Here is a 3,642-nt window from a genome sequence, read left to right on the forward strand (position 1 = left end):
GCGCGCACCGGCGGCGCACGAGCGCAGCGGCAAGCGCGGCGCGCTCGCCCGCGCCCTGCGCGCGGGCGAGGAGCACAGCCGCGGCGACCGCGAACTGGGCGGTGACCTGCATTGACCGACCGCTACGGCTACCTGGGGCCGGAGGCCACCTTCACCGAGGCCGCCCTCATCCGGCTGCTCGAGGCACAGGGCACACCCCAGGCCCAGCGCGTGCCCATGCGCAACGCCGAGGCCGCCTTCGCCGCACTCGCGGCCGGCGAGCTCGACGGCGCCGTCGTGCCGATCGAGAACTCCGTCGAGGGCGGGGTGCCCGCCACCCTCGACGCCCTCAGCCACCACACCATGCAGATCTGTGCGGAGACGCTCGTCGACGTCCGCTTCGTCGTGGCCGTGCGCCCCGGTACCCGGGTGGGCGACATCCGCGCGTTCGCCACGCACCCGCACGCGGAGGCCCAGACGCGGGTGTGGGTGGGCGAGCACATCCCGGGCGCGTCCTACCTGCCCGCCTCGTCGACCGCCGCGGCCGCGCAGGAGCTGGCCGCCGGCGCCTCCGCCGCGCAGGCGGCGATCTGCCCCGCGCTGGCCGCCAGGCGCTACGGCCTCGAGGTGCTGGCCGTGGACGTGGGCGACCACTCGAGCGCGGTCACGCGGTTCGTCCTCGTGCGCCGGCGCTCGGCCCCGCCGGTGCGCACCGGGGCGGACAAGACCACGCTCGTCGTCGCGCTGGCCACCGACGAGGCCGGGGCGCTGCTCAACCTCCTCGAGCAGTTCTCCGCCCGCGGCGTCAACCTCTCCCGCATCGAGTCGCGCCCCACGGGCGACGGCCTGGGCCTCTACCAGTTCTCGATCGATGCGCAGGGCCACGTGGCCGATGCCCGGATGGCCGAGGCGCTGGCCGGCGTCCACCGGATCGCCCGGCGGGTGCAGTTCCTGGGTTCCTACCCGGCCGCCAACGCCTCCGAGGTGCGCGTCGACCCCCGGACGGCCGATGCCGCGTACGCCGCCGCGCACGAGTGGCTGGGCACGATCCGCGGCGCAGGCGCCTAGCGCGAGGCCGGGCGCTCAGCCCTCAGTCCTCAGCGCTCAGCTCGGTCCTCAGCGCTCAGCGGGGCGCGAGCTCCTGGCGGGGCTCGACGCCGAGCACCGTGCGCAGGCGCGTGACGTCGTAGCTGCGGCCGCGGCTCAGGCGCGCAACCGCGACGCGGGTGGTGTGCGGGGCGCGCCGGCCGCGGCGAAGCGTCCGGGCACGCCGCTCCGCGGCCCACGCCCGGATCATCGCAAGGTCCGCCGGCTGCTCCTCGATGCGCACGGGCGCCATGCCCGCCCGCGCCATGTACGTGTTGAGCGCCTGGCGCAGCTCATAGGGGTGGGGATCGGCGACGTTGATGGGCCCGGCGGCGTGCGACCGGCCGAGCGCTGCGAGCACCGCGGTGACGGCATTGTCGATGTGCGTGAGCGAGGTGAGGCGGCCGTGGGCCGCGGGCAGGCGCAGCACGCCGCGGCGGATCCGGCGCGCGAACGCGGGGAACCAGTGGGTGTCGCCGGGTCCGTAGACCGGCGCGGGGCGCAGGATGGCGGCCTGGGGGTGGACGCGCTGGACGACGGCCTCGGCGGCGGCCTTCGAGCGGGCGTAGTCGCTGAGGTAGCCGTCCGCGCCGATCGGGCCGCCCTCCTCGTAGAGGCCCTCGTGGTCGGCCCGCGGGTCGTAGACCTCGGTGCTCGACAGGTGGACGACGCGCGCCCGCGGCAGCGCGTCGAGCAGGCGGCGGGTGCCGGCCACGTTGACCTCGTGGAACGCGGTCGCCTCGCCCCAGTCGGCGACGAGCGCCGCAGCGTGGACCAGGGCCTCGATTCCCGCGGACCGGGCGGCCAGGGCCTGGGGGGCCGTCTCGCGCAGGTCCCAGTCCAGGTGGGAGACGCCGTCGATGCCCGGGTCCGTGCGGCCGATGCTGAGCACATCGGCGCCGCGCTCGGCCAGCGCGCGCGCAACCGCGCCGCCGATGAATCCGGAGGCTCCGGTGACGACGATGGACATGTGGCTCCCTTCCGTTCGCCGCCAGGGCCAACGCTCGACCCTCAGGCTACGGCGTGGCCGCAGCCCCGCGGTGCTGCCACACCGGTGCGCGCTTGTCGAGGAACGCGCCGATGCCCTCCTGCGCATCGCCCAGCCCCGCATTGGCGGTCATGACCCGGGCCATCTGCTCATAGGCCTCGGCCGTGGGCAGCTCCGCCTGCGCGTAGAACGCGCGCTTGCCGAGCGCGACCGTGGCCCCGGAGGCGCTGGCGACCTGAGCGGCGACCTCGTGCGCGCGCGCCTCGAGCTGCTCGGCCGGGACGACGTGGGAGACGAGGCCGTGGACCAGGGCGTCCTGGGCGCTCAGCGCCTCGCCGGTGAGGAGCATGCGCAGGGCCGTCTTGCGGTCGACCGCCCGGCTGAGCGCCACCATGGGCGTTGAGCAGAACAGGCCGATCCGCACGCCGGGCGTGGCGAAGGACGCGCCCTGTGCCGCAACGGCCAGATCGCAGGTGGCTGCGAGCTGGCACCCGGCCGCCGTGGCCAGCCCCTGCACCCGGGCGATGACGGGCTGGGGGATGCGCTGGATGAGGAGCATGAGCTGCGCGCAGGTGTCGAAGAGCTCCTGCGCCGCGCTCTCCGGGGCTCCGCGCAGCTCCGCCAGGTCATGGCCCGCGGAGAACACCGTGCCCGTGGAGGCGAGGACGACGGCCCGGCACTGCGGATCCGCGGCCACCCGCTCGAGCGCCGCGGTCAGCGCGCGCATCATGGGCAGGGACAGGGCGTTGCGCTTGGCCGGGTCGTTGAGGGTGAGCGTGGTGATGGGGCCCTGGGCGGCCGTGGCCACCAGGTCCTGTGCCGCCGCCGAGGCGCGGGCCGGGTTCTCGTCCATGTCCCCAGTGTGCCCCAGGTCACGGACACGGTGGACGCCATGGCCAAACGCCCTGGTGGGGGCGGCGGCGCATCAGCGCCTGCGGCCCTCGGCCCACGCCAGTGCGGCGGCCGCGGCGATCGTCACCGCCGCGATGCCGAACGCCCAGCGGTAGCCCGCGGGCCCCGCGCCCAGCAGGGGCGCGACCACGAGCGGGCCGGCGATCTGGCCGAGCCCGTAGACCGTGACGAGGACGGCCGCCGAGTTCCGCGCACCCAGCTGCCGGCCGCGGGCCAGGGACAGCTGGGCGATCGCCATGAACGTGGCACCCAGGGCGGCGGCCGCCGCGAAGCCCGCGACCGCTCCGGGGGCAAGCGCGGGCAGCAGCGCGCAGCCGAGCTGGACCGTCAGGGCGGCGACGAGCAGCCGCTGGAGGGTAAAGCGCGCTCGCAGGCGCTCCCACACCGGGGTCGAGGCGATGACGCACGCCCCCACCGTGACCCAGACGAGGTTGCCCAGCAGCAGGGCGGGGCTCAGCCCCGGGCCCGCACCGGCCCCGCCCGCAGGCCCGGCGGAGGCCTGGACGGCGGCCACGAGGAACGTCGCGACGATGATGTAGCCCATGCCCTCGAGGCCGTAGGAGGCCGCCAGCAGCCACACGCGCACGCGCCCGGCGGGCGCCCCGGGGGAGGGGGACAGGGCAGCAGGGCCCGCGGGCGATGGCGCGGAGGCCGGCGCCGGGCCGCGCGGGGCCGCC

General features: G+C 76.4%; 4 protein-coding genes. 1 reads left to right on the forward strand and 3 read right to left on the reverse strand.

Annotation, left to right across the window (positions count from 1 at the left end):
* Positions 1-111 precede the first annotated feature (111 nt).
* Entirely contained in the window at positions 112-1,047 is a 936-nt protein-coding gene (gene pheA / locus GSY69_RS13575; protein ID WP_160954364.1) for a prephenate dehydratase, read from the forward strand.
* A gap of 55 nt (positions 1,048-1,102) precedes the next feature.
* On the opposite strand, the gene GSY69_RS13580 is transcribed toward pheA, so the two are convergent.
* From GSY69_RS13580 to GSY69_RS13590, 3 genes are all read right to left on the reverse strand, one after another.
* Complete coding sequence (locus GSY69_RS13580; RefSeq protein WP_160954365.1) at positions 1,103-2,035, reverse strand: NAD-dependent epimerase/dehydratase family protein; 933 nt, start codon at positions 2,033-2,035, stop codon at positions 1,103-1,105.
* A 46-nt stretch (positions 2,036-2,081) separates the two neighbouring features.
* On the reverse strand, positions 2,082-2,906 hold the full coding sequence (locus GSY69_RS13585) for an enoyl-CoA hydratase (RefSeq protein ID WP_160954366.1): 825 nt from the start codon (positions 2,904-2,906) through the stop codon (positions 2,082-2,084).
* 72 nt (positions 2,907-2,978) lie between these two features.
* The coding region (locus tag GSY69_RS13590) for a YbfB/YjiJ family MFS transporter (RefSeq protein WP_160954367.1) at positions 2,979-3,642 on the reverse strand (664 nt) is incomplete at its 5' end.

Source organism: Brevibacterium rongguiense (assembly GCF_009857845.1).
Taxonomy (GTDB): Bacteria; Actinomycetota; Actinomycetes; order Actinomycetales; family Brevibacteriaceae; genus Brevibacterium; species Brevibacterium rongguiense.

Excerpts from the sequence above, each read along its gene's own strand:
- GSY69_RS13585 (WP_160954366.1), bottom strand. The coding sequence starts at position 2,906 with ATGGACGAGAACCCGGCCCGCGCCTCGGCGGCGGCACAGGACCTGGTG.
- GSY69_RS13580 (WP_160954365.1), bottom strand. The coding sequence starts at position 2,035 with ATGTCCATCGTCGTCACCGGAGCCTCCGGATTCATCGGCGGCGCGGTT.